The organism is Prevotella sp. FD3004 (genome assembly GCF_000746155.1).
In the GTDB taxonomy this organism is placed as follows: Bacteria; Bacteroidota; Bacteroidia; order Bacteroidales; family Bacteroidaceae; genus Prevotella.
Window position 1 is genome coordinate 469368 of record NZ_KN050819.1, and the last position, 22864, is coordinate 492231.

21 protein-coding genes are annotated in these 22864 nt (G+C 49.3%); 12 read left to right on the forward strand and 9 right to left on the reverse strand.

All coding sequences use genetic code 11. From position 1 onward, the window contains the following. Positions 1-80: 80 nt before the first annotated feature. The gene (locus T325_RS08985) at positions 81-1739 is read left to right on the forward strand and encodes an AMP-binding protein (protein ID WP_036912655.1); all 1659 of its coding nucleotides are present in this window, start codon (positions 81-83) and stop codon (positions 1737-1739) included. Between the two features lie 9 nt (positions 1740-1748). Further along, positions 1749-3410: an AMP-binding protein gene (locus T325_RS08990; RefSeq protein ID WP_036913651.1), complete on the forward strand. Its 1662-nt coding sequence runs from the start codon at positions 1749-1751 to the stop codon at positions 3408-3410. Between the two features lie 35 nt (positions 3411-3445). On the opposite strand, the gene T325_RS08995 is transcribed toward T325_RS08990, so the two are convergent. From T325_RS08995 to T325_RS09010, 4 genes are read right to left on the reverse strand one after another with little or no spacing between them, the layout of a single operon-like run. Next, entirely contained in the window at positions 3446-4585 is a 1140-nt protein-coding gene (locus T325_RS08995; protein WP_036913653.1) for a DUF6057 family protein, read from the reverse strand. Positions 4586-4602: 17 nt separating this feature from the next. After that, complete coding sequence (locus T325_RS09000) at positions 4603-6675, reverse strand: alpha amylase C-terminal domain-containing protein (protein WP_036912658.1); 2073 nt, start codon at positions 6673-6675, stop codon at positions 4603-4605. 28 nt (positions 6676-6703) lie between these two features. Continuing rightward, complete coding sequence (locus tag T325_RS09005; RefSeq protein ID WP_036912660.1) at positions 6704-7150, reverse strand: NanQ anomerase/TabA/YiaL family protein; 447 nt, start codon at positions 7148-7150, stop codon at positions 6704-6706. A 35-nt stretch (positions 7151-7185) separates the two neighbouring features. Beyond that, positions 7186-8304, reverse strand: coding sequence for an MORN repeat-containing protein (locus tag T325_RS09010; RefSeq protein ID WP_036912663.1), 1119 nt, complete (start codon positions 8302-8304; stop codon positions 7186-7188). Between the two features lie 145 nt (positions 8305-8449). On the opposite strand from T325_RS09010, the gene kdsB reads away from it, so the two are divergent. Further along, on the forward strand, positions 8450-9190 hold the full coding sequence (kdsB, locus tag T325_RS09015) for a 3-deoxy-manno-octulosonate cytidylyltransferase (protein WP_036912666.1): 741 nt from the start codon (positions 8450-8452) through the stop codon (positions 9188-9190). A 20-nt stretch (positions 9191-9210) separates the two neighbouring features. Here the strand turns inward: kdsB and T325_RS09020 are convergent, their stop codons facing one another. Then, positions 9211-9918, reverse strand: coding sequence for a DnaJ domain-containing protein (locus T325_RS09020; RefSeq protein WP_036912669.1), 708 nt, complete (start codon positions 9916-9918; stop codon positions 9211-9213). A gap of 120 nt (positions 9919-10038) precedes the next feature. On the opposite strand from T325_RS09020, the gene T325_RS09025 reads away from it, so the two are divergent. Further along, positions 10039-11805, forward strand: a complete 1767-nt coding sequence (locus tag T325_RS09025; protein ID WP_036912672.1) for a bifunctional metallophosphatase/5'-nucleotidase — start codon at positions 10039-10041, stop codon at positions 11803-11805. Then, the gene (nudC, locus tag T325_RS09030) at positions 11802-12575 is read left to right on the forward strand and encodes an NAD(+) diphosphatase (RefSeq protein WP_036912675.1); all 774 of its coding nucleotides are present in this window, start codon (positions 11802-11804) and stop codon (positions 12573-12575) included. The genes T325_RS09025 and nudC overlap by 4 nt, the downstream gene beginning before the upstream one ends. A gap of 334 nt (positions 12576-12909) precedes the next feature. Here the strand turns inward: nudC and T325_RS09035 are convergent, their stop codons facing one another. The 4 genes from T325_RS09035 to rfbC all read right to left on the reverse strand — a co-directional run bounded on the left by T325_RS09035 (position 12910) and on the right by rfbC (position 17506). Next, positions 12910-14667 carry a fimbrillin family protein gene (locus T325_RS09035; RefSeq protein WP_036912678.1) on the reverse strand — a complete coding sequence of 586 codons (1758 nt, stop codon included), beginning with the start codon at positions 14665-14667 and terminating at the stop codon, positions 12910-12912. 160 nt (positions 14668-14827) lie between these two features. Continuing rightward, positions 14828-15610 carry a DUF4738 domain-containing protein gene (locus T325_RS09040; RefSeq protein ID WP_036912680.1) on the reverse strand — a complete coding sequence of 261 codons (783 nt, stop codon included), beginning with the start codon at positions 15608-15610 and terminating at the stop codon, positions 14828-14830. Then, positions 15611-16930, reverse strand: a complete 1320-nt coding sequence (locus tag T325_RS09045; RefSeq protein ID WP_036912682.1) for a UDP-glucose dehydrogenase family protein — start codon at positions 16928-16930, stop codon at positions 15611-15613. A 27-nt stretch (positions 16931-16957) separates the two neighbouring features. After that, on the reverse strand, positions 16958-17506 hold the full coding sequence (gene rfbC / locus T325_RS09050) for a dTDP-4-dehydrorhamnose 3,5-epimerase (RefSeq protein WP_036912686.1): 549 nt from the start codon (positions 17504-17506) through the stop codon (positions 16958-16960). A 104-nt stretch (positions 17507-17610) separates the two neighbouring features. Between rfbC and T325_RS09055 the strand changes: the two genes are divergently transcribed. The 7 genes from T325_RS09055 (at position 17611) to hisIE (ending at position 22864) form a co-directional block, all read left to right on the forward strand. Beyond that, complete coding sequence (locus tag T325_RS09055; RefSeq protein WP_036912689.1) at positions 17611-18657, forward strand: HU domain-containing protein; 1047 nt, start codon at positions 17611-17613, stop codon at positions 18655-18657. Beyond that, entirely contained in the window at positions 18654-19187 is a 534-nt protein-coding gene (locus T325_RS09060) for an FHA domain-containing protein (protein ID WP_036912691.1), read from the forward strand. Before T325_RS09055 ends, T325_RS09060 begins: the two co-directional genes overlap by 4 nt. 120 nt (positions 19188-19307) lie before the next feature. Further along, positions 19308-20171 carry a formyltetrahydrofolate deformylase gene (gene purU / locus T325_RS09065; RefSeq protein ID WP_036912694.1) on the forward strand — a complete coding sequence of 288 codons (864 nt, stop codon included), beginning with the start codon at positions 19308-19310 and terminating at the stop codon, positions 20169-20171. Next, positions 20171-20761 (forward strand): imidazole glycerol phosphate synthase subunit HisH, encoded by a 591-nt coding sequence (hisH, locus tag T325_RS09070; protein WP_036912697.1) that lies wholly within the window; start codon positions 20171-20173, stop codon positions 20759-20761. The genes purU and hisH overlap by 1 nt, the downstream gene beginning before the upstream one ends. After that, positions 20758-21483: a 1-(5-phosphoribosyl)-5-[(5-phosphoribosylamino)methylideneamino]imidazole-4-carboxamide isomerase gene (gene hisA / locus T325_RS09075; protein ID WP_036912699.1), complete on the forward strand. Its 726-nt coding sequence runs from the start codon at positions 20758-20760 to the stop codon at positions 21481-21483. Before hisH ends, hisA begins: the two co-directional genes overlap by 4 nt. Continuing rightward, positions 21462-22220 (forward strand): imidazole glycerol phosphate synthase subunit HisF, encoded by a 759-nt coding sequence (hisF, locus tag T325_RS09080; protein ID WP_036912702.1) that lies wholly within the window; start codon positions 21462-21464, stop codon positions 22218-22220. The genes hisA and hisF overlap by 22 nt, the downstream gene beginning before the upstream one ends. Then, positions 22217-22864: a bifunctional phosphoribosyl-AMP cyclohydrolase/phosphoribosyl-ATP diphosphatase HisIE gene (hisIE, locus tag T325_RS09085; protein ID WP_036912705.1), complete on the forward strand. Its 648-nt coding sequence runs from the start codon at positions 22217-22219 to the stop codon at positions 22862-22864. Before hisF ends, hisIE begins: the two co-directional genes overlap by 4 nt.

Here is a 22864-nt window from a genome sequence, read left to right on the forward strand (position 1 = left end):
TAAAATATTGCACATTTTTTTTTGAAATGTGCAGGAAATAATATACCTTTGCACAAAATTTTAAAGATTGTGCAATTTTAATGGAAAATTTCAGCAGTTTTAATGCTTACATCCAAAAGGCCATAGTGAACAACTGGAACCAGGATGCGCTTACCGATTATCAGGGTATCACACTCCAGTTTCACGACGTAGCAAGAAAGATTGAGAAGGTTCATATATTGTTTGAAAATAGTGGCGTAGAGAAAGGAGACAAGATTGCCATCTGTGGACGCAATTCAGCCCATTGGGCTGTTGCCTTCCTGGCTACCCTCTCCTATGGAGCCGTTGCCGTGCCTATCCTGCACGAGTTCAACGGCGAACAGATACAGAATATCGTGAACCACTCAGGCTCGAAGCTGCTCTTCATTGGCGACTATGCCGTGAAGACCATCGATCCGGAAGCTATGCCTGGTCTTGAAGCGATTATCAACATACCCGATTTCTCGTTGCTGATATCTCGTTCAGAAAAGGTAACCTACGCACGCGAACATCTCAATATGATATTTGGCAGCAAGTATCCCAGAGCCTTCCGCGCTGAGCACGTAGACTATCACAAAGACGAGGCAGAAGAGCTGGCGCTGATCAACTATACCAGCGGTACGACAGGATTCTCGAAAGGCGTGATGCTACCCTATCGCGCATTATGGGGAAACATTGAGTTCATCATGGGTGAGCTGGGGAAACACGTAAAGCCCGGCGACAACATGCTGAGCATTCTACCCATGGCCCACATGTATGGTATGGCGATAGAATTCCTGTTCGGATTCTGTAACGGATGCCATCTGTTCTTCCTCACCCGTCTGCCGAGTCCTGCCATCATCGCAGAGGCTTTCGCTGAGGTGAAGCCGGCGGTCGTCATCACGGTACCGCTGATTATCGAGAAGATCATCCGCAAGAAGGTATTCCCCGTAATACAGAACAACCGTATGCGTTTGCTGCTGTCTATGCCCATTGTGAGCAAGAAGGTAAAGGAACGTATATGTAAAGAGGTATACAACGCTTTCGGCGGCAACCTGTATGAGGTGATCGTGGGTGGCGCAGCACTCTCGAAAGAGGTTGAGGAGTTCCTGATTTCTATCGGATTCCCCATCACGGTGGGCTACGGCACCACAGAGTGCGCACCGCTGATATCGTATTGCAACCATAAGAAGTTCATCGGCGGTTCGTGCGGCACCCCTGTAGCACGCATGGAGGTGAAGGTCCTGAGTGCCGACCCGGAAAACATTGCGGGCGAGATTGTAACCCGAGGCACCAACCTGATGCTGGGCTACTATCTGAACGAAGAGGCCACCAAAGAGGCTATCGACGAAGAAGGCTGGTATCACACAGGCGACCTGGCAACAATGGCGCCCTCTGGCCATATCTTCATTCGCGGACGCCTGAAGAACATGCTTCTGGGCGCTAACGGACAGAACGTATATCCTGAAGAAATAGAAGACAAACTCAACACGATGCCGATGGTATCGGAGAGTCTCGTCATACAGCGGGGCGACAAACTCGTGGCTCTGGTTCATCCCGACAAAGACGAGGTGGTAAGCTTCAGTCAGGAAGAGCTTGTTGACATTATGGAGCAGAACCGTAAGGACTTGAACGAGCAACTGCCCGTATATAGCCGCATCTCAGCAATCGAGCTTCAGGACGAAGAGTTTGCCAAGACACCAAAGAAGAGTATTAAACGCTACTTATATAAGAATATCTAATCGATGCATATGGGACAAATAGGAAGTTTTAACGCTCTCATTCAGAAGAGTATTATCGACAATTGGGACCGTGATGCGCTGACCGACTTCAAGGGACAGACGCTGCAGTTCCACGATGTTGCCAGAAAAATCGAAAAATTACACATTCTTTTTGAAAACAGCGGTATACAGAAGGGAGACAAGATTGCCCTTTGCGGCCGCAATTCCTCTCAATGGGCCGTAGCCTTCCTCGCTACGCTTACCTATGGTGCTATTGCTGTACCTATTCTACATGAGTTCAATGCGGAACAGATACACAACATCGTGAATCATTCAGAGGCTCGTCTGCTCTTCGTAGGCGACCATGTGGCAACGATCATCGACCCGCAGGCTATGCCTACGCTGGAGGGTATCATCAATAACCCCGACTATTCGCTGATGATCTCCCGCACAGACAAGCTGACCTATGCTCGCGAACATCTGAATGAACTCTATGGTAAGAAGTTCCCGAAATACTTCCGCAAACAACATGTGAACTACTATCTTGAAGAGAATCCCGACGAACTGGCTGTCATCAATTACACCAGCGGCACAACAGGTTTCTCAAAAGGTGTCATGCTGCCCTATCGTGCACTCCGGTCAAACTACGACTTTGCCGTGAGTGTTCTGGGTAAGCAGCTCAAGGCGGGCGACCCTATCATCTCGATGCTCCCGATGGCTCACATGTACGGTATGGCTTTCGAGTTTATCTTCGAATTCCTGTACGGCTGTCATGTGTACTACCTGAACCGCATTCCTTCGCCAGCTATCATCGCTCAGGCCTTGCAGGAGGTTCGCCCCGTCATCGTGATTGCCGTACCGCTGATTATCGAGAAGATTATCCGCAAGAAGGTATTCCCGAAGATTCAGAACAACCGCATGCGCTTGTTGCTTCAAATGCCCGTTATCAACAAGAAGGTACGCGAGATGATATGTAAGGAAGTGCTGAAAGCCTTCGGCGGCCGCATGTACGAGGTTATTATCGGCGGTGCCGCCCTGAATCATGAGGTAGAGCATTTCCTCAAGAAGATCGACTTCCCCTACACTGTGGGCTATGGTGCAACTGAGTGTGCCCCCATTATCTGTTATCGTGACTGGCACACGTTTGCACAAGGCTCTTGCGGACGCGCAGCCCTAAACCAGAAGGTTGAGATTGACTCACCCGACCCACGACGTATCCCCGGAGAGATTCTGACCAAGGGACCTAACGTGATGCTGGGCTACTATAAGAATCCAGAAGCCACAGCTGAGACCATCGACAGCGAAGGATGGTATCACACAGGCGACTTGGGCACGATGGACCAGGATGGCAACGTTTACATCAACGGACGCTCAAAGAATATGCTTCTCGGTCCTAACGGACAGAACATCTATCCCGAGGAGATTGAAGACAAACTCAACTCTATGGCGATGGTGATGGAGAGCATCGTTGTACAGAGAGACACGAAGCTCGTAGCTCTGGTTCACCCCGATATGGAAGAGGCAAAGAACATGGGATTCTCGATCGACGACCTGAAGAGCATCATGGATCAGAACCTCAGCGGACTGAACGAGCTGATTCCCGCCTACGAGAAGATCAGTGAGATTGTGATTCACGAGGAGGAGTTTGAAAAGACACCAAAGAAATCAATCAAACGATATCTTTACACATAACCATAAAGAGGGCCACCCTGTCAGGATGGCCTTCTTTATTTTTCGTATTTATAATAGTACCAGTAAGTTCCGCGGTACTGTTCTTCTACCTTCACCCGGCGCTCGCTTTTGTCGGGATACTGTTTCTCCAACTGCATCAGGTTATCATAGTCTTCATCCATCACAGCATGATGATAGACTACCAGCGGACGGGAACGCGTATGGGTGTAAAGCGTCAAGGCTTCACGATAATGCTTGGGCAAGCTGTCGTCGATATGGTAATACTTACCCAGCTCTTTTACAAAATCGTCTATCTGCCGGTCTATCAGATAGCCACAGAGCAGATAGTCGGCCACAGTCTTATTAGGCAGACTATCGCGCTGCTGAACAAGTTCCAGATAACGCATAGGCGACATTCTGGAAGCAGGACGGGCACCAATAAACTTATACAAGCTGTCTTGCGGATAGAACATCATACACGAAAGGCTGTCTGTGGGAAGCATCTGACTGCTGTTACCCGTTATCGGATATTCAAAAAGATGTTCGCCCAAAGCATTCTCACGGGCCAACGCATACATACGCAGCATCAGCAGATGTTCATCACCCTCCAGCGATTTTCTCCCCACCATAAGCGCTCCTTTCATATCTCCGTCTGTCAGGCATTGCTCAGCCCGCATACGGTAATGAAACACAGCATTGGTGTTACCTATCCATACGGTGCATATCATCAGCAGTGACATGATGAGCATATTAAGCCATACAGGACGCGAGAACAGACGAACCTCAGTAGGACGGAACACGCCTTGCAGTTGTCGGACCACCCACACGGCTCCAATCCACAAAGCAATCACGAGAACAATTCCCAACCAATGGCAGTCGAAATAAATGCCACCGTCAGCATTTTCCGTCACGGCAGTAAGTAGTCCCAATACCAACATCGACGGGAAATAGCTTAAGGCATAGGCGCTACTTCTGAGGCGGGAAGACTTTGCGACAAAGAACTGAAGCAGGATCAGTATCAGTGTGATACACACACACCCTATGACAGGGTTATAATGCGTCAGTCCTTTACTCAATACATGCTGCGACATCGTCATGATGTCGGGCTGAAAGCTATACAGCCAGCCAACAGAGAATATCACAAAAACAATAGCACACATCAGGCGTATACCCATGGTGCTATTATTCTTTTTCATATCATTATATGTCAACATCATATTTTCTTCAACACAACTGCTGAACGTGCGGGGATATAGAGTTTCAGCCACTCTTTCCTTTCCTTGACGTAAAGCGGATCGTAGTTTGTAAAATGCGTAACGGTATCATCGGCAAAGCCATTACCGCCGAAGTCCTTCGAGTCGGTGTTCAGCACAACCTGATAACTGCCAGTAGGCACCAGGAAGCCATAGTCGGTATAACTACGTGTCGGCGAGAAGTTGAACACAAAGACGAGGTCGCCCCTCATAAAGCAGAGTACCTGGTCGCCATCGTCGTGCCAGATTTCTGTCACAGGTGTGTTCTGGAAGTTGCGCACACTCTTGATAGTCTTCAGCATCTCGCGGTCGAAGTCGCCCAACCAATGATAGCAGAGGTCCTTGTTGTCCACGAGGTTCCACTGTCGACGGGCATACTTATAACTCCAGCCATTACCCTCACGCGGGAAGTCGATCCACTCAGGATGTCCGAACTCGTTACCCATGAAGTTCAGATAGCCACCGTTAATAGCAGCTACCGTCACCAGACGGATCATCTTATGCAGGGCGATACCACGCTGGGCAATATCGTTCACGTCTTTCTTTGCGAAGTGCCAATACATATCGGCATCTATAAGTCGGAAGATGATGGTCTTGTCGCCAACCAGCGCCTGATCGTGACTCTCACAATATGAGATAGTCTTCTCGTCGGGACGACGGTTCTTAACCTCCCAGAAGATGGAGCACACGTTGATGTCCTCATCGCGCACCTCTTTTATGGTTTTAATCCAGTAGTCGGGAATATTCATCGCCATGCGGTAGTCGAAGCCATAGCCGCCATCCTCGAACTTAGCTGCGAGTCCGGGCATACCCGATACCTCTTCGGCAATAGTGATGGCGTTAGGATTCACCTCGTGTATCAGCTTATTAGCCAGCGTAAGATAGCAGATGGCGTTATCGTCCTCGTGTCCGTTGAAGTAGTCACCATAACCTCCGAAAGCCTCGCCCAATCCATGCGAGTAATACAGCATCGAAGTCACGCCATCGAAACGGAAACCGTCGAAATGGAACTCTTCGAGCCAGTATTTGCAGTTTGAGAGCAGGAAGTGAAGCACTTCGTCCTTACCATAGTCAAAGCAGAGCGAATCCCACGCGGGATGCTCATGACGGTCGCCAGGATAGAAGAACTGGTTCGGATCGCCAGCCAGATTGCCCAAGCCCTCAATCTCATTCTTCACGGCGTGGGAATGTACGATATCCATAATCACGGCTACACCGTTCTTGTGGGCGGTATCGATAAGTTCCTTCAGCTCCTCAGGTGTGCCGAAACGGCTTGAAGGCGCAAAGAACGATGATACATGATAGCCGAACGAGCCATAATAAGGATGCTCTTGAATAGCCATCACCTGAATGCAGTTATAACCATCCTTGATAACACGTGGCAACACGTTATCCTTAAACTCCTTATAGGTACCCACCTTCTCGGCATCCTGTCCCATACCTACATGGCACTCATAAATGAGCAACGGATTCTTCTTTGGTTTAAAGGACTTCTTCTGGAACTCATATCCCTTCTCCGGGTTCCACACCTGAGCAGAGAATATTTTGGTATTCTCATCCTGCACCACACGGCGGCACCAAGCGGGAATACGTTCTCCCTCTCCTCCATTCCACTTTACCTTCATTTTGTAAAGCTGACCGTGCTTCAGGGCTTTTTCGCTCAGTTTCAGTTCCCAGTTGCCCGTACCCTCGATGCGCTTGCAACGGTACTTCTCGTTTTCCTGCCAATTGTTAAAGTCGCCAACCAGATAAATATCGGTAGCGTTAGGCGCCCACTCGCGGAACACCCAGCCTTTAGCCAACTTATGCAGACCGAAGTAGAGATGACCAGAGGCAAACTGGCTGAGGGTTTTCCTGCCATTCTGTGTCAGCTGGTTCATCTTCCAGATGGCATGGTCATGCCGCCCACGGATAGCCCCTTCGAAAGGTTCCAGCCACGAGTCGTTACGTACCAAGCCGATATGTTCGGGTTCTTTCTTAGTTGCCGCCTTTTTCACTGCGGGCTTTTTCTTTGTGTCTTTTTTTGTTGTCATAGTTTTAATGTTTTTAGCCCCTTATGCTTTATGCCTTCACCTTAAAGATGGCCTTCCTGATTTCAGGTTCATCCGTAATACAGGGAGCATGCCCGTCCTGTGGGAAGAATATGGCAAACTGTCCGGGATTAACGGTGACATAAGTCTGAGGCTTCGTGTCGCCGTACTTCGTAATATCCTTCTCTGTGTTATATTCAAAGTCTGGCAAATCACACAAAGGCGTATAACCGAATGTCTCCGCACAGGAAATAGGTATCTGAATATCAATCATCTCGATATGAGTCTCTAAGAAAGCTGCCTCTTTACTGCGACCCGCAGCTACTTGAAGATTCATAAACAGATCCTTATCCTTGATAGGATATTTGCCTGCCTCCAAAGTCTGGATGTCATGACTGTTCAGAAATTCTATCACATCGGTGAACAATGGGTTCAGAGCCGCATATTTGTTTAAATTGTCAAGTGTATCAATGATCATAACGATTAATATTTTTAAGTTGCTGTTTTTAACTTCTATCTCACCTGTCTGTGTCCTCGGGTATAGTTGCCCTGTGCCTTGATGTTGCCGTTACGGTCTTTTTCTACGAAACGTCCGTCGCGAACATCATCTACATAGGTACCTTCAAAGCGGTTGCCGTCTTTATCTTCCTCAATGGCAGCACCGTTTCGTTTACCGTTTTTATATTCGCCCTTATACTTGGCGCCGTCGGCATATCGCACGATACATTCGCCGTGAGGCTGCCCGCCCTTGAACATCCCCTCTACGGTGTCACCGTTCTTCTTAGTCAGCTTGCCGCGGCCATCCTGCTTGTCGGCCTTCCACTGTCCCACATAGCTGTCGCCGCTTTTCCATACAAAGGTGCCCTGTCCGTGCTTATCGCCGTTCTGAAACTGCCCTGTATACTTGTCGCCGTTAGCATATCGGAAGATGCCTGAGCCGGTTCGCTCTCCACGAACATAATCGCCCTCATACACATCACCATTCTGGAACTTATAGATACCGCGGCCATTCATCTCGTCGTCGAGCCACTGACCGATATATACGTCGCCGTTAGCATACTTGAAGGTGCCCCTTCCTGAGCACATGTTCTCCTTCCAGTCGCCGTCATACGTCGAGCCGTCGCCCCAGTCAAAGAAACCTTTGCCGTTCTTCTTGTCGTTCACCCATTCACCACGGTAGAAGGCACCGCTTGCAAAGGTATATACCCCCTTGCCCGAGCGTTTGTCCTGCTTCCACTCGCCGTCATACTTATCGCCGTTGAAGTAGTACATGATACCATGTCCGTGCTGATAGTCACGAAACCACAAGCCCTCATAACGGTTGTTGTTTGAGAAGTAGTAGGTTCCACGCCCATGCTGCTGATCCTGGAACCATTCTCCCTCGTATTTCTCTCCGTCGAAGAATGTATATGTGCCAAAGCCTTGTCGCTTGCCTTTCACATACTCACCCTCATACATATTACCATTCTTATAGCTGGCCTTACCCTTACCGTGAGGCTTCCCCATCATCATCTCCCCTTGATACTGTCCGCCATCCTTTGTGGCTACCGATCCGAGGGTGATTTTCTGTGCGCCCGCCATAACAGGCATCAGCGCAAATAATAAAGTAGTGGTATATAATCTTATTCGCATTGTTGTCTCTCTTGTTTTTAATTATTTTGCAAAAATAGGCATTTTTCCCGAAGTCAGCAAATAATCTAAAACTATTTTATATGTTTTTACGTTTTCATCGTAAAATTTGGTTTTCTTCTCACTTATTCGTATCTTTGCAGCCGTTATGAAGTTTATGGCTATTATCCCTGCCCGCTACGCTTCTACGCGCTTTCCGGGCAAACCGCTGGCAGTTCTCGGCGGAAAGACTGTCATTCAGAGAGTATATGAGCAGGTGAGCAGTCTGCTCGACGAAGTATATGTGGCTACCGACGACGAGCGTATCTTCGAGTGTGTGGAGTCGTTTGGCGGACGAGCCGTCATGACCCGCGCCGACCACAAGAGCGGCACCGACCGTATAGAGGAAGCGGCCGAGAAAATCGGCTCTGATGCCGATGTCATCATCAACGTACAGGGCGACGAGCCATTCATCCAGGCGTCGCAGATCACCACGCTCATGCAACTCTTCGATGCCCCCGAGACTCAGATCGGCACCCTCGGCAAGCCTTTTGACTCGATAGAGGCGGTAGAGAATCCCAACTCGCCCAAGATTGTCACCGACAATCGGGGTTTCGCTCTCTACTTCAGCCGCAGCGTCATACCTTATATAAGAGGTATAGAGCCTGCCGACTGGTTTGGCCAGTATCCCTTCCTAAAACACCTGGGCGTTTATGCCTATCGGCGTGAGGTTCTGAAAGAGGTGACACAACTGCCACAGAGCAGCCTAGAGAAAGCCGAGAGTCTGGAGCAGTTGCGCTGGTTGCAGAACGGCTATCGCATCCGTGTAGGTCTCACCGACATTGAGACCGTAGGCATCGACACCCCCGAGGACCTCGCCCGTGCCGAGGCTTTCCTCGCCAAGCAATAAACAAAAATGAAGGGAACGTCTTAACTCGTTCCCTTCATTTGTCTTAGCAGTTCTTTCTGCTGTTCTGTCAGGTTGGTAGGCAATTTCACCTGATAGGTTATAATCAGGTCGCCGAAAGTACCATCTCCCCGATCATAGCCTTTGCCTCTCAGTCGCACCTTCGTGCCTGGCTGTGTCTCAGGCTTGATTTTCATCTTCACTTTCTGGCCATTCGACAGGGTGAGCATCACTTCGCCACCCAGCAGCGCCGTATACAGGTCGATGCTCACGTTAGCATTCATCTCGCCCGAATACGTACGGGGCTGCCTGCCAAAACCAGAACCGCCCGACGAGAAACCTTGGAACCCGCCGAAGCCGCCGCCCTGATGCCCCTTACGCCCAAAGAGATTCTCAAAGAAATCGCTAAAGCCGCCACCACCCGAGAAACTCGAGAAGTCGAAACCGCCAAACGGATTGCCGCCCGCCTGACCGCCGCCATAGCCGCCTGCACCGAAGGCATCGGCCTGACGCCACTGTTCGCCATACTGGTCGTACTTGGCACGCTTCTCAGGATCGCCAATCACATCATAGGCCTCCTGCAAAGCCTGGAACTTAGCCTGAGCCTTGGGGTCGTCGGGATGCAAGTCGGGGTGAAACTGTTTGGCTCGTTTCAAGTATGCCTTCTTCACATCCTTCTGTGCTATCGTCTTATCTACGCCTAAAATCTTGTAATAGTCTATAAATGCCATAATCTTATCCTCCTTACTTCTAATCTATTTGCATTAAAAATACAGCAAAAACCATGCCGATATTTGCTCATCACAGTTTTTTTTCGTAATTTTGCCCCCCATAATAATATAATAGGAATCATGAGACAATACATTTTCATATTTTTCGCTATGCTAGCAACCACGCTTCCTGTCTCGGCAAAAGGCACGAAGACTGTCAAGATGAAAGTCATCGAGACCAGCGACGTTCACGGCCACTTCTTCCCATGGGACTTTATGGAGGGCCGTCCCATCAAGGGTACGCTAACCCGTGCAAATACCTATATCAAGAAGCAGCGCGAGCTCTACGGAAAGGACAACCTGCTGCTCATCGACAACGGCGACATCCTGCAGGGGCAGCCTTGTGTCTATTGGACAAACTATGTGATGCCCGAAGACGAGAATCTGGCCGCTCAGGTAGTCAACTATATGCAGTACGACGCCGAGACCGTGGGCAACCACGACGTTGAGCCCGGCCATAAGGTCTACGACAAATGGATTCGCGAGGTACGCTGCCCGCTGCTGGGAGCCAACATCGTGAAGGAAGACCGCAAGAACGCCGAGGCCAACCCCAAGAACATCTATACGGGGCTTCAGCCCTACTCCGTCCACTATGCCGACGGGGCGAAGATTGTCATCATCGGCATGCTCACCCCTGCTATTCCCAACTGGCTCAACAAGTCCATCTGGAAAGGCATTGAGTTTGAAGAGATGGTAAGCTGTGCCCGTAAATGGGTGAAGTATGTCAAGGAGAACGAGCAGCCCGACCTGATATTCGGCCTCTTCCACTCGGGATTCAACGGCGGCATCAAGACCGACGAGTACGAGGAAGACGCCACCGAATCTGTAGCCCGCGAAGTGCCGGGCTTCGATATCATCTTCTTCGGCCACGACCATCTGGTACACAACAAGTGGGTCACCAACACCGAGGGCCAGCAGGTGCTCTGCATCGACCCCAGCTGCTACGTTAAGAACGTGGCCGAAGCCGAGATTACACTTCAGTTCAAGAAGGGCAAACTTGTGAGCAAGGATATCAAAGGTACCATCGTAAACGTAGAAGACGAGGCCATCGACGACCAGATGCTCCAGCACTTCCAACCCGCCATCGACCAGGTGAATACTTACGTAAACCGCAAGATCGGCCGCTTCGAGCATCCCATCTATACCCGTGAGAGTTTTTTCGGCAACTCTGCCTTCACCGACCTCATCCACAACCTGCAGCTGAAGATCTCAGGTGCCGACATATCCTTCAATGCCCCGCTGGCCTTCAACACAGTAATCAACGCCGGCGACGTCAGCCAGGCCGATATGTTCAAGCTCTATCGCTTCGAAAACCTCATGTTCGTGCTCCGCATGACGGGCGAGGAAATCCGTAAGCATCTGGAATTCTCGTACGGCATCTGGGCCAACACGATGACATCGCCCGACGACCACGCTCTGCTGCTCAACGACGAGTCGACCGACGACCAGCAGCGCTTCGGATTCAAGTACTACACCTTCAACTTCGACTCTGCCGCAGGCATCGACTATGAGGTCGACCTCACCAAGCCTAGTGGGCAGAAGGTCAGAATCCTGCGCATGTCGAACGGCGACCCCTTCGACGAGCACAAGTGGTACAAGGTGGTGATGAACAGCTATCGCGCCAACGGCGGCGGCGAGTTGCTCACACGCGGTGCTGGCATCCCTCAGGACTCGCTCGAGAGCCGTGTCATCTGGCATACCGACCTCGACCAGCGCCACTACCTGACAGAGGAAATCAAGAAACAGGGTAGCATCGACCCGCAACCCAACCATAACTGGCGTTTCGTGCCTGAGGAGTGGGCAAAGCCCGCACTTGAGCGCGACCGCATACAACTGTTTGGAAAATGAAAACCTATTATTTCGTATTCTGTAAAGAAGACCTGCTGCTGGAGCGCCTCGCCGACGGCAGCTACACCATTCCCCTCGGAGACGAACCGCCTACCGAGGTAAAACCCTGGACCCACCAGATGGATATCACACCCATGGCCGACGGCACACCCGTCATCACCTACCGCATCGACAATCCCATTGTGGGCGATGAGCGCTTCGAGATGTGCCCCCTGCGCCAGAGCTACTATAAACTGCCACGCCCGCTATACCTCAAGGGCGGTAAGTGTCAGGAACTGCTCTACTGGGACCAGAACACCAAGTACTGCGGCGTCTGCGGCGCCCCCATGCGCATGGACACCGACATCTCCAAGAAATGCACCCAGTGCGGCAAGGAGATATGGCCACAGCTGGCCACAGCCGTCATCGTGCTCATCCATAAGGGCGACGAGGTATTGCTGGTGCGTGCTAAGAACTTTAAGCGCGACTTCTTCGGTCTTGTCGCCGGCTTCGTAGAGACTGGCGAGACCCTCGAAGAGGCAGTAGCCCGCGAAGCCCTCGAAGAGACGGGCGTAACCATCGGTAACATCCGCTACTTCGCCTCGCAGCCCTGGCCCTACCCCTGTGGCTTGATGGTAGGCTTCAACGCCGACTATATCAGCGGCGACATCCACCTCCAGGCCAGCGAGATTGCCAAGGGCGGCTGGTTCCGCAAGGACAATCTCCCCGACATCCCCGAGAAACTATCCATCGCACGCATGTTGCTCGACGCGTGGATAGAGGAGAAATAAAACAAACAAATACTTTAGATTAGTGTCAATGACAGGTGCTTCGTCCGACAGACGTAGGCATCTGTCATGGCATTCATAATTCCTTTAAATGCAATTTAAGTTATATTGCAAAGCAATTTAGACTAAATTGCAGAGCAAAATAGATTAAATTGGTCGGCAATTTAGTCTATTTTGCAATCAAAGAGATAGTCTCTGTCAATAAGCAAGCCGTTTCATGGCAGACACACGCCATACATCTGCCACCACTTCGGATAGTCTTCACCTGTCGTCCCTCCCTACAATAGGCGGTAACGCGATTGGAAAAACATGGGAAAGAAACAAAAACAACGCATGTCTAATAATCACGGAAAAGACGCACAGAATGAGCAAGATTTGTATGTTCATTTCCTATATATATACGGCCACGACTGAAACTCAGACTCAATCCATATATTTCATCATAGGTTGCTGGCCAATAATAACCAAGACCTGCATTAGTATTACCAGGAGCACTCTGTTGATACTGCTGCAGGTTACGTGCACAAGCATAAAACGTGCGTGATATTTCCCCAATATTATCATCAAGGGTTGTCCAGTCATAACCGGCAGACATAATCTCATCCAGTTTAGCTGACAATGTAGAAGCATCGGTACTTGCAATTCTATCAATAAGTTTTGCGGTAATTACCAACTTATCTGTATCATACTGATATTTCCACACCGAACAATAGTTTGTATCAAGAAAGCGAATTGCATAGCGCACACCACCGGTTGTGTAGCTGGCCCAATATGACTTGTAGGCTGTCGGTGTCTTAGTTTCCTTGCTGTAGCCAAACACACACGGATGCTCAGTAAGTAAGCCAGATGTAATAAAAGCTGAAGAACTAAAAATATTCTCTCTAATAGACATTGGATCCGATAATATTGCAGGTGTAATGCTCAGAAATTCCTGCAAGCTGGGAAGATGCCAGAACTCACCCTCAAGCTTACGATCAGTATTCGAAGGGATTACATAACCATCATAACCTGTACGTCGAGTCGCATCAACCCACTTTGTACCCATGATGCCATGATTGGCTACGCCATCTGTACTTGTCCACTGGAACAGCGTACCTTGCGATGTGCTTTTTGTATGATCAAAGGAGAATGTGGTATTGTCAGTAGCCAGCTTCAAGTTATACTCACCAACGTAATAAAGAGGATTCCATCTTTTATCGCGATGGATATTCACCGCCGTACTGGCGGTTTTGCCTGCACCCCAGGCAGTGACGTTGCAGGATACGGTGAGGGACTCTTCGTGGACATTGACGGTGAAGATGTACTGCATGCCTGAGGCAAAGCTGATGGTGGCTGGCAGCTGGTAGGTCAGCGGCGAGGAGCTGTGGAGGGCAGTGGTCACCTCTATCAGCGTAGTGCCTGAGGTCATGGCCTGCGGCGGGATGAGCGCCACACAGTCGATATCCGACGTCTGACCTGTATTGCTGAACATAGTAATATCAGTAGCACTACCCTTGGCTGCACTGATAACACCAGTAGAGGCTGTAAAATCCACCGTGGGCTTGATGCCCTTCAACTTGATGGACTTCACACTCGAGCCGTTGTTAATCGTCTGCACACGGATCTTTGCCATCTTATGGGCAAAAGCCAGTTCACCCGTTGAAACGGGATAGACCTTGGAGATCGTGGCAGAGGCGTACATCAGGTCGCTATTGCGATAGCCGGCATCACTAGTCTGATCGGCCTCCACGACAAACGAGGTGGTCGATTCTGTTACCGTCGAGGGATAGTAGGCACGCACGTCGGTGGTGGTGCCTGAGAGCTTGAAGTACGGCTGACTGGCTGGCGTGGCGCCGCCTGAGCCGTCGGCGGTAAAGACAGTGCTCTGCGGCACAACGCTGCTGCTGGTGAAATAGGCAGAGAACGTCTGGCCGCTGGCAAACTGCGACGACTGAAGGTCGGTATTGGTGGTGCGGGTGGCCAGAGGGCAGTTCACAATCATCGTAGCCGTGAGCGTGATTGGCACAAGGTCTTCCTGCTGCCCTTCGTTATCGGAACTGCAAGCACAGAATAACAGCGATGCCGCCAAAATCGTTATATTAGTTTTCATGTTCATAACTGATAGATTTACCTTTCTTGGGGGCAAATATACGAAGAAATGTGTGAATCAAAAAAAAAAAACGCTAAAGAAAGTTAATAAATAGCCGTTTTATATTGATTCGGGTCATATAAGGGAAAAGAAATCCCCGCTCGGTTGAGCGGGGATAAACTGCTATTTAATATTCAACGAGCTTCATTGTCATCTTGCCGTGATAGTCTATAAGCGACTCTACAAGGTAGCAGCTGGCACCATCCGGGATGCAGAGGGTGGCATTGAAGTGCAATCCTTCAGCATCGATATGGCTGAACTCCATATTACCCAGAACAGCCTCTTTCAGGAAGTCGGCAGGTACATAGCTGGCATATTGCTGCTTACGGAAGTCACTTGAATAAAGCTCACGAGAGCCCTGATATACAGCAATATGCATAATGTTGTCAAAGTAAACGTTCTCGACCTCCATACCGTCTTCATTGTATGTATGGTTGACAACCTTGTACTTGGTGGGATTGATGGCAATATACCAGTGATAACGCTCTGCACCGAAGTTGACCACGGAGTCGGTCTTCACCTGATGGGTATAGCTAAGCACCCGCGGCGTATCATGTACGAATGCTTCCTCGGCGATAGGATCGTCATTCTTCTCAAGCTTCACCACGTCGCCGTTCTGATTGCTAAACCAGAAAAGATGGGGCGACTGCTTGACAATGCCGTAAGACGCGCCAGAGCCAAGCACCAGCGAATCGCCAATGATACGGAAATAGGCAGGCTGGCTGGTAGAGTCGGCATAATAGATGGTATCGCCCTTGACACGGAACGATACGTCGCCGCTCTCTGCGTCGACCCAGATACCCTGTAGCAGGGTCTTGGCCTCCTTATTCTCAGCAACAGGCTTGCCTTCCCGGCCACCACAGGCCACCAAAGCAAAAACCGATAATACTATGATAATGAATCTATTCATTTACTTTCCTATACAATGATACTCAAAGCCATTCTCGTCGAGCTCCTCGGTATCGAAGATGTTTCGACCATCGATGACCAGCGGGCGCTTCATGGCTTTCCTGACAACGCCCCAGCCAGGCAAGCGGAACTCCTTCCATTCGGTGAGCAGCAGCAGGGCATCGGCATCGAGTACGGCATCGTACATGTCGCGGCAATATACCACCGAGTCGCCAATACGGCGCTTACACTCATTCATGGCAACCGGATCGTAGACACGCACCTTACAGCCAGCCTCGAGCAGTTTCTGAATCATGACAAGAGCCGTCGACTCACGCATATCGTCGGTCTCGGGCTTAAACGAGAGTCCCCACATGGCGATAGTCCTACCCTTCAGAGCCTCCTTGCTGCCGAAAGCCTTGACAAGCTTTTCGAAGAGAACGCCCTTCTGATGCTCATTGACACGCTCTACAGCCTTGAGCACTTCCATGGAATAGCCATTCTGGTCGGCCGTCTTGATAAGAGCCTTGACATCTTTAGGGAAACACGAGCCACCATAGCCGCAGCCAGCATAGAGGAACTTACGACCGATACGAGTGTCGGAGCCGATACCCGCGCGTACCATATTAACATCTGCTCCCACACGCTCACACAGGTTGGCAATGTCGTTCATAAACGAGATACGCGTGGCAAGCATTGAGTTGGCGGCATATTTGGTCATCTCTGCTGATGGGATATCCATAAAGATGACACGGAAATTATTGATGAGGAAGGGCTTGTAGAGCTTGGTGAGCACCTTCTTGGCATGCTCGCTCTCGACGCCCACCACAACACGGTCGGGACTCATGAAGTCCTTGATGGCATTACCCTCCTTAAGGAACTCAGGGTTAGAGGCCACATCGAACTCGATATCAACGCCGCGCTTGGCCAGTTCGTCTTCAATAGCCTTGCGTACCTTCTTGGCGGTACCTACAGGTACAGTAGACTTCGTGACGACAACCACATAATTCTTCAGGTTCTCACCGATGGTCTTAGCCACCTGAAGAACGTACTTCAAGTCGGCAGAGCCGTCCTCGTCGGGAGGTGTTCCAACGGCAGAAAAAACTATCTCAACATCGTCGAGCACAGAAGCCAGATCGGTAGTGAACTTCAGTCGGCCCGCGGCCACATTCTTTTTCACGAGTTCGTCGAGCCCAGGCTCATAGATGGGTATTTCACCATTCTTCAGACGTTCTATCTTCTGAGCATCTACATCGACACACGTCACGTTGGCACCTGTATCAGCAAAACACGTTCCTGACACTAGTCCAACATATCCTGTTCCAACAATTGCTATATTCATATCTACTATTTTTCTTCTTTTACCATTTTAGTCAAACACCTCTGCGTCTTTCAAAAAAGGCTGGTTCAAATCCTTCTCACTGGTCAGGACTTTCGCAGGGTCGATGGGCCACTCAATGCCCAAATCGGGATCGTTCCAACGAATGCCGCCGTCGGTGGAAGGCGAATAGGGATTATCTACCTTATATGTAAAGATGGCCTCCTCGCTCAGCACTAGGAAACCATGGGCAAAGCCGCGGGGAATGAAGAACTGGCGCTTATTCTCCTCGCTTAATTCAACCATCACATGTTTACCAAAAGTAGGGCTCGACTTGCGAAGATCTACCGCCACATCCAACACCTTACCTTTAATAACTCTCACCAGCTTGGCCTGCGACGTTTCACCCTTCTGATAATGAAGCCCACGCAGAACACCGAAAGACGACTTTGACTCATTGTCCTGGATAAAGTCGACCTTACCTATATGCTGGTTGAACTCTTCTTGTTTCCAAGCCTCCATGAAATAACCACGAGCGTCATTGAACACCTTCGGCTCAATGATAAAGACTCCGTCGATTTCAGTCTCGATATAATTCATGTTTTATATTTTTTGTGCAAAGATACGGCAAAAAAATCACATAATCAACATTTTTAGGTTTCTTTTATTTGTTTATCTCAAAAAAATGCCGTAATTTTGCAGTCGTGATTGAATTAGAGAGACATATTGAGATCCTTTTGCTCAACAACGACTGCGTGATAGTGCCTGATTTAGGAGGCTTTATGACGCATCATGTCGATGCGAGCTATGATGAGGAAGACAACTCGTTTCTTCCTCCTCTGCGTACATTAGGATTCAACCCACAGCTCAAGATTAACGACTCGCTGCTGGCTCAGTCGTATGTCGAGGCCTATGACATCAGCTACCCAGAGGCTTTACAGCGTATTGAAGACGAGGTAAACGAGCTGAAGATGCGGCTGCAGAACAAAGGCTCGTACGAACTGAACGACATCGGAACACTGGCACTGAACGAGGATGGCAACTACATCTTCACCCCTTGCGAGGCCGGCATATTGACACCAACCCTCTACGGATTGGGTGCCTATGAAATGAAACGCCTGGAGGAGCAGAAGCGAGAAGCAGTGAAAGCGCAGCAAGAGGAACAGGCTGATATTGACACGGCTAAAATCATAGGCATGGAGCCTATTGAAGACGAGGATGAGGATGATGTGGTAAGAATCAAATTCTCGTGGATACGCAATACAGTAGCCATTGCCGCAGTGCTGCTGGCTATCGTCTTGCTGGCCCTGCCTACAGGCAAGACCGAGATGATGACGCGTACCATCAGCAACCTGAATAATACGATCCTGTTTGGCATGATGTCGAAGGACACTAATACAAGTCCGATAGACTATAAAAAACAAGACATCCAGAAGACGATGACAAAAGTGGACACCATTCTGAAGAAAGACAGCGTAAAGGTGGCCACAACGGTTAGAAAAGACTCTGCCAGACAAGGCTATTGCATCGTACTGGCCAGTATGGTAACTAAGAAAAACGCCCACGCCTTTGTCGAAGAGCTTCAGAAAAAGGGATACGAGCAGTCTGAGGTATATGTCCACAAAGACATAACCCGCGTGATTTATGGAAATTTCAAAACACAAGGCGACGCTTACAACGCTCTGAAGAAGATACACAGGGAGAAGGGACTTGAAGAGGCCTGGGTTTACAAATTCAGTGAAAAGATATGAAACGGGTACGTTGTCCTAAATGCGATCAATACATCACATTCGATGAAACAAAATATACCGCAGGACAGTCGTTGGTATTCAAATGTCCTGACTGCGGCAAGGAGTTTGGCATCCGCATAGGTGTGAGCAAACTTCGTGAGCGTCAGAAAGACGAGAACCCCGACGAACAGGCCAACGAGCAGGGATGCGGCTCTATCGTGGTGATTGAGAATGTATTTCACTACAAGCAAGTGATACCCTTGCAGATGGGCGACAACGTGATTGGCAGATACCAGAAAGGCAATCCTGCGAATGCGACTTTTGAGACCGTAGACCCTAGCGTAGATTTGAATCATTGCACGATTACCGTTTCACGCGACAAGAAAGGACGCTTGCACTACACACTCAAAGACAACAACAGCAACACTGGCACTTTTGTTGACAATGTGGAGCTTTCGCCCAAAGAGCGCCGTCTGATTAACGACGGTACACTCTTCACTTTAGGCGCCACTAGCATAATTTTGCGCTCTGCCGAGGCTAAAGACGAATAATTATGCATAATTTCTAAAGAAATTAATCTCATATTAACGATTTCTTTCATTTTAGGCTCGTTTTACCATTTATTTTTGTACCTTTGCGCCTTGATAATTCAAAGGAAATAATAAAAATCAATGGAAACAACAGCAATTCTGCTACTCCACTGCCCAGATCAGCAGGGTATCATTTCGGAAGTAACCAAGTTTATCACCGATAATAAGGGTAACATTGTGTACCTTGACCAGTATGTAGACAAGGTTGAAGGTATGTTTTTCATGCGCATAGAATGGGAACTTGAAGGATTTCAGATTCCACGTGACAAGATCTACGATTATATCACTACGCTCTATGCACAGCGCTACCAGATGAAGTTCAGCCTCTATTACAGCGACAAACGACCAAGAATGGCCATTTTCGTGTCAAAGATGAGCCATTGCCTATATGACCTGTTGGCCCGTTGGAAGGCTGGAGAGTTTAATTGCGATATTCCCTGTATCGTATCCAATCACGAAGATCTGCGCTATGTGGCTGATCAGTTTGGCATTCCCTATTACGTGTGGAGCATTAAGAAAGACCACAGCAACAAGGAAGAAGTAGAAGCCGCAGAAATGGAACTGTTGAAGAAAGAGGATATCTCGTTTATAGTGCTGGCCCGATATATGCAGATCATCAGCGACGAGATGATTGCAGAGTATCCACACCACATCATTAACATCCACCACTCATTCCTACCCGCTTTCATCGGCGCAAAGCCATACCATCAGGCTTATGAGCGCGGCGTGAAGATCATCGGTGCCACCAGTCACTATGTAACAGCTGAGCTCGACGCTGGTCCTATCATTGAGCAGGATGTGACCCGCATCACACATAAGGACACCCCCGAGAGTCTGGTGCTGAAAGGCAAGGACCTTGAGAAGATTGTGCTCTCACATGCCGTATCGAAGCACATTCAGCGTAAAATCCTCACCTATAAAAACAAAACAATTATCTTCTCGTAATGCAAGTAGCAATCGTGAAATATAACGCAGGGAATATTTATTCTGTGGTAAATGCCCTGAAACGACTGGGCATCGAACCCCTGCTGACAGACGACGCAGAGCAACTGGTAAAGGCAGACAAAGTGCTATTTCCCGGCCAAGGGCATGCTGGCGAAGCTATGGATTATTTGAAGGCCCGCAAACTCGACGAGGTAATCCGCTCATTAAAGCAGCCCGTATTCGGTATCTGTGTGGGGCAGCAACTACTCTGCAAGCATTCTGAAGAGGGCAATACAGATTGCATCGGAATTTTTGATGCAGAGGTAAAGCGTTTTCTGCCAGAGAAGCATGAGGACAAAGTGCCTTGCATGGGGTGGAATCAGCTCTATGATCTGAAGAGCCCGCTCTACAAGGGACTCAACGATGGCGACTACGTGTACTTCGTCCATAGTTTCTACGTACCGACTTGTAAGGACACAATAGCCACCGCCGACTACATACAACCCTACTCGGCCTCGATGCATAAAGACAATTTCTATGCTTGCCAGTTCCACCCGGAAAAGAGTGGTAAGGTGGGTGAACAAATCCTTAAAAACTTCCTTGAATTATGATAGAACTCATACCTGCTATCGACATCATCAACGGCCAATGCGTCAGACTGACCAAAGGCGATTACGGCCAGAAAACCGTATACCGAGACTCCCCCGCCGAAGTGGCTAAGGAGTTCGAGGAAATTGGCTTCACCCGTCTGCACGTGGTTGATCTCGATGGTGCAAAATCAAAACATATCGTCAACGACAACGTACTCCGCCGTATTACGACAGAAACCTGTCTAACCGTTGATTTCGGAGGTGGCATCAAGACCGACGAGGATATCGAGAAGGCTTTTGCCTCAGGTGCATCGATGGTAACAATCGGTTCAATAGCCGTCACTCAGCCAGACCTATTTATGGGATGGCTCAAGAAATACGGCGCAGAGCGTATCATTCTTGGTGCTGACGTACGACACGGGAAAATCAGTATCAATGGCTGGAAAGAAGATTCGGCTGAGGATTTATTGCCTTTCCTGCAAAAATATGTTGATGCCGGAGTGAAGAATGTATTGTGCACAGAGATCTCAAAAGACGGCACATTGGCAGGTCCTGCTATCGATTTATACAAAGAAGTCATGGCGGCCTATCCAGAAATGCACTTAATCGCCAGCGGAGGCGTATCATCACTCGACGATATCAAGGCGCTGGATGCTGCAGGCATTCCTGCCGTGGTGTTCGGTAAAGCCATTTATGAAGGAAAAATCAATCTTAATGAATTATGGGACTGGCAAAACGCATAATACCCTGTTTGGATGTGAAAGACGGTGAAACCGTCAAAGGAACCAACTTCGTAAATTTGCGAAGTGCAGGTGATCCTGTTGAACTTGGCAAAGCCTACAGCGAGCAGGGAGCCGACGAGTTGTGTTTCCTTGATATTACTGCTTCATATGAAGGCCGCAAGACTTTCACCGAGATGGTGACCCGTGTAGCAAAAGAAATCAATATTCCCTTCACTGTTGGCGGTGGCATTAATGAGCTAGCCGACGTAGAACGTCTGCTATATGCGGGAGCCGACAAGGTGAGTGTGAACAGTGCCGCCATCCGTCGCCCAGAACTGATTGACGAGATTACGAACCGCTTCGGATCACAGGTATGTGTATGCGCCATCGACGCTCGCATGGATGAAGACGGATGGCACTGCTACCTGAAAGGTGGACGCGAACGCACAGAACGGGGACTCTTTGAGTGGGCTCATGAGGCACAAGAACGTGGTGCAGGCGAGATTTTATTTACCTCAATGAATCACGATGGCGTAAAAGAGGGGTATGCGAACGAGGCGTTGAGAGAGTTGGCCGACAACCTGTCAATTCCCATCATAGCCAGCGGTGGCGCGGGGAAGAAAGAGCATTTCCGTGATACTTTCATCGAAGGGCATTCTGATGCAGCGCTTGCTGCCAGCGTATTCCACTTCGGCGAGATACCCCTTCCAGAACTCAAACAATATTTAAAATCAGAAGGAATAAACGTACGTATATGAAAATAGATTTTGAAAAGTGCGGTGGCTTGGTCCCCGCCATCATACAGGATGCGACAACCAAGAATGTGCTAATGCTTGGTTACATGAATCAGGAGGCTTTCGACAAAACTATCGCGACAAAGAAAGTCACCTTCTGGAGTCGTTCACGCAATTGCCTTTGGACTAAAGGCGAGACATCAGGAAACTTCCTCCATCTGGTAGACGTCATGGTGGATTGTGACAACGACACCCTGCTTGTAAAGGCTATTCCAGACGGGCCGACTTGCCACACAGGTTCCGATACCTGCTGGGGAGAAGACAACGAGCAGAATCCCCTGCTTTTCCTCACGGAACTGCAGGACTTCATCAACCAGCGCCATGAGGAGATGCCCGAAGGCAGCTACACCACCAAACTTTTCAAGGACGGCATTAACAAAATTGCTCAAAAGGTTGGCGAAGAAGCGCTTGAAACTGTTATCGAGGCCACTAACGGCACCGCTGATCACCTGATTTACGAAGCAAGTGATCTGCTGTATCATCTCGTGGTGATGCTCACTAGTAAAGGTATGCGTATCGAACAGGTGGCCGACGAATTACACAAGCGTCACGATCCCAACTGGGACAAGAAGCGCCGCGAGGCTAAGGCTAAAGGTATCATGAAGTAA